Source organism: Aquisalimonas sp. (assembly GCF_007120195.1).
Lineage (GTDB): Bacteria > Pseudomonadota > Gammaproteobacteria > Nitrococcales > Aquisalimonadaceae > Aquisalimonas.
The window spans coordinates 1-4329 of the sequence record NZ_SKOG01000275.1; the positions used below are offsets into that span (position 1 = coordinate 1).

Genomic DNA, 4329 nt, shown 5'->3' on the forward strand with positions numbered 1-4329 from the left:
CCGCGAGCGCGGCATAAGCAAGCCCCTGGGGCACCAGGAGCATCGTCACCACCACGGCCGCCACGACATCGCCGGGCAGCAGGCCAGGCCTGTACCGGCGCAACCAGCCCGGCACCAGGGGAATCATGCCCGCCGGTTGCGTTCAATAAGCTTGAACAGACCCGTGCCCGCGAGTATCGAGGCGACGGACACCAGCGCCTTCTCCGGGTTCGCGATCCCCGAGACCGGCAACCCAACACCAAAGACAAGACTGGCGATCAACGCGGAGATCTGCGGCTTTACCATGGGGGTTAGCCTCCGATCACGCGGCGGATGACATACACGGTGCGAAACCCTATCCATGGGACAGTCCAGCGACACGCCGCGCAGCGTTCTCATAGACGGCCAGCATGGCGGGGACAAGAAACAGCACGATCAACGAGGCAATCGCCAGGCCGAAGGCGATGGCGATTGCCATGGGAATCAGGAACTGCGCCTGCACAGAGGTCTCGAAGAGCAGCGGCAGCAGCCCGCCAATGGTGGTGAGCGTGGTCACAAGCACCGGGCGCAGGCGAAGCCGCGAGGCCTCGATCAGCGCACCTTCCACAGGGGCTCCCGGATTGCGGTCGCGGATTTCCCGGTAGAACGTGACGAGAATGATGCTGTTGTTGACGACGATGCCGGAGAGCCCGAAGAGACCAAACAGGGAGAGAATGGTCAGGTCCAGGCCGAACGCCCAGTGCCCGAAGAAGGCCCCGACAATGCCGAAGGGAATTACGGCCATCACCAGCAGCGGCCAACCGTAGGAGGCGAACACGAAAGCCAGCACCAGGTAGATCAACGCCATTGCAAGGATCAGCCCGGCACGCATATCCGCCAGCGTCTCTTCCTGATCCGCCGCCTGCCCCTCGAAGGCCGTCTGCACGCCGTAGCGCTCGCGCAGCTCCGGCAGCAGGTTCTCCGCCAGGTCCGCCCGGATACGATTGGCATTGGCCACCTGGGCGTCCACATCCGCCGTCGGCCGCACGGCCAAGCTGCCGTCAAAGTGGCGCAGGGAGGCGAAGCTCCGACGGGTCTCCACCTCGGCGACGCTGCCCAGGGGCACGGTCTCGCCGCTGGGGGCGCGCACACGGAAATCCTCCAGGCTGGCGAGGTCATGGCGATTCTCGCGATCCAGGCGCACCCAGACTTCCACTTCGTCCCGGCCCTGCTGAAAGAGCTGCGCGAGGACCCCGCCGTAGGCGTCACGCAACTGGTTGCTGAGATCAGCGGAGTTCAGGCCCAGGGCGCGCCCCTGGTCGTTCAGGCGATAAATCCACTGCTCTGGCCCGTAGGGCAGGTCGTCGGTAATACCGGAGACGCCCGGACGCTGGCGCAGGTCGTCCTGCACCTCCATCGCCGCTGCCTTGAGCTGCTCCGCCGGCGCTCCGGTGATGCGCACGTCGATGTCCGCACCGGGTGGTCCCTGGCCGCGCTCACGGATCACCAGATCCTCCAGACCAGCGGCGGGCGGGGCATTGTCTTCCCAGGCGCGGATGAAGGCGCGGTTACGGATGTTGCGCTCATCCGGTGGCGACAGCTCCACGAAGATGCCGCCGTAGTGCTCGCCAAACCGGGTGTCCCGCGGCTCTGCCGCGACGGTGCTGCCGGTGCGGGAGACGTAGGTCTGCACCACGTCACCACCGATGTCTTCGTCCGTCTGCTGCAGCGACAGCTCGAGCCGATCCAGGTAGGCCTCGACGCGCTCCCGGGGTGTGCCCGGGGCGAAACTCACATTTGCGTGCAACGTCTCCCCCTCGACCGTCGGGAAGAACGTGAACGCCAGCCGTCCCCCCGCCACCAGGGAGAAGGCGATGATCAGAAGTGCGATGGGTGCGGCGATGGTCGCCCAGCGGTGGTGAATGGCCAATGTGACGGCACTGCGGAAAAACCCATCGCGAAAACGGTTGAACGCGTTGTCCAGCCCCCGCCGGTAGCGGTTGGGAGAAACCCGTTGGCTGCGCTCAAAGGAGCGCCGCAGATGCCCGGGCAGGATGAAAAATGCCTGGATCACGGCGGCAATGATCACGCATACGATCACCAGCGGAATATCGAAGAGAATGTTGCCGATTGGCCCGCCGATGATCATCAGGGGCAGAAACGCCGCGATGGTGGTCAGCGACGCCGCCATGACCGGCACGAACATGCGCCGGGCGCCGTTGATCGCCGCCTCGTCCGGCGCCTCTCCGTTCTGAAACCGGCTGTAGGCGTTCTCCCCCACCACCACGGCGTTATCGACGATAATGCCAAGCGCCATGATAAAGGCGAACAGGCTGATCATGTTGATGCTGCCGCCGGTGAGAAAAAGCACGGTGAGTGCGGCAAGAAACGACGTGGGAATGCCCAGCGCCACCCAGAGCGCCATGCGCCCGGAGAGGAACGCGAGCAGTACGCCGATGACCAGCAACAGCCCACCGAGCCCGTTCTTGAGCATGAGCTCGATGCGCTCGCTGATGAACTGCCAGAATTCGTCGAAAACCTCCATGCTGGCCGTCGCCGGCAAGGTGGGTTGGCGTGCCTGCAGAAACTCATCCAGGACCTGGGCTGCCGCCAGGGCGTCCTCCCCCTCCGCCCGCTCCACGAGAATCTCGACCGCATCGCCTTGTGCAAAGCGAAGCTGGATCTCGTTATCCCGCGCTTGCTGGGTGACGTCGGCCAACAGCCCCAAAGGCACGGAGCGGCCACCGTCCATCGGGATCAGCAGTTCCTCGAACTCGTGGACACTGCGCGCCTGATCCACCCCGCGCAGCTGCCGGGCCACGTCCCATTCGCCGGCATCCCCGGCGGGGATATCCCGGCTCTGGGCGTCAACCCGGCGGGCGAGATCGCTGAAAGACAGGCCCAGGTCGGTGAGCGTCTCCTGGCGGATATCGATGCTGATTTCCTGCTCGGCGAGGCCGGTGAGTTCGACGCGGGTGACGCCACTGTCCAGCAGTTCCTCTTCCAGTTGGCGGCTGAGCGCGCGCACCTCGCGGGTATTGAGGTCGCCGCTGACCAGCAGCCGTGCCACCGGGTCATAACGCACGACGCGCCGGATGGTGGGTTCGCGGGCGTCCTCGGGCAGGTTGCGCACGCCGGCGACCCGGTCCTTCACCGACTCGGTGGCCTCGGTCATGTCCGTGCCTTCGCGGAACTCGAGCACGACGGTGGCACCGCCTTCGGCGGAGGTGGAGGTGAGCTCGCGCAGGTTGTCAACGTCGCGGAGCTCCTCCTCCACCGGCGCGGTAATGGAATCGGCCACCTCCTCCGCCGTGGCGCCGCGCCATTCCACTTCCACGGTGATGAAGTCGAGCTCAAAGGTGGGGAAGAACTGGGTATTGAGCTGCTGCAGGGACCACAGCCCGGCGACCATCATGAGCACCATGATGAGGTTCGCCGCCACCGGGTGGCAGGCGATCCAACCGATCCAGGACTCGCGCGGCCTATCATCCATCAAATGATCACGGCCTCATGACCTGAACCCGGAGACCATCCAGGGCCTGGGGGATCTGGGTACTGACCACCTGATCGCCGGGCTCCAGCCCAGGGGCGCGCAACAGCACACCGCGACGGCCATCCGCTTGCCGTGCCTGGCCGAGCCGTTGCACATCCACCGCTTCCATGCGCTCATCGCGCACACGGTAGATGCGCCCGGCATCGTAGAGCGCCTCGAAGGGCAGCAGGACCGTGTCCGGCTCCGGCGGCAGCAGCACATCCATCGTCGCGAAGCGACCGAGCACCAGGCCCTCGCCACCCCCGTGCACGCGGAACAGCGCATCCACGCCGCCCTGTCCGCGCTCCGCCCGCCCGGAGAACCGCGACAGGGACACGGGAACCACCTCGCCGTCCACCGTGGCCCTGGCCTCCACCCCGGTCCCGGCACGCGCCAGACGCAGGGGCGCGAGCGCCTGGCGCGGCACCGTCGCGCGGATTTCCAGGGCCGTGGTGTCGTACAGGGTGATCAGCAACTCGCCAGGGCGCACCCGGTCGCCGGGCGCCACCGCCACGTCGGCCACACGGCCACTGAAGGGTGAGCGAACCTCGGCGCGGGCGAGATTCAGCGCCGCCCGGTCGCGCAGGGCCCTGGCGCGCTGCAGTCTGGCGTCCAACTGCTCCAGGCGGGATGCAGCGGTGTCCACCGCGAACTGCCGTTGCGCCACCGTCAGGCGCTGGCGCGTGCGTTGCTGCTCGGCCTGCTCCAGCTGCGACGGCGTGGCATACTGGTCCCGAGAGAGCTCCTGTAAACGGGCCACCTCACGCTCCAGCAGCTCCTGCAGCTCCTCCTCCCAGGCAAGTTCCTGGCGATCCAATTCGATCTGCTTCTCCTCGACC

The 4329-nt window shown here is 66.5% G+C and carries 3 protein-coding genes; all 3 read right to left on the reverse strand.

Going from position 1 to position 4329, the window contains the following annotated elements:
• Window positions 1-123 precede the first annotated feature (123 nt).
• Window positions 124-285, reverse strand: coding sequence for a hypothetical protein (locus tag QZT63_RS18825; protein ID WP_290653424.1), 162 nt, complete (start codon window positions 283-285; stop codon window positions 124-126).
• Between the two features lie 49 nt (window positions 286-334).
• Window positions 335-3451 (reverse strand): efflux RND transporter permease subunit, encoded by a 3117-nt coding sequence (locus tag QZT63_RS18830; RefSeq protein WP_290653426.1) that lies wholly within the window; start codon window positions 3449-3451, stop codon window positions 335-337.
• A gap of 7 nt (window positions 3452-3458) precedes the next feature.
• The coding region (locus QZT63_RS18835; protein WP_290653428.1) for an HlyD family efflux transporter periplasmic adaptor subunit at window positions 3459-4329 on the reverse strand (871 nt) is incomplete at its 5' end.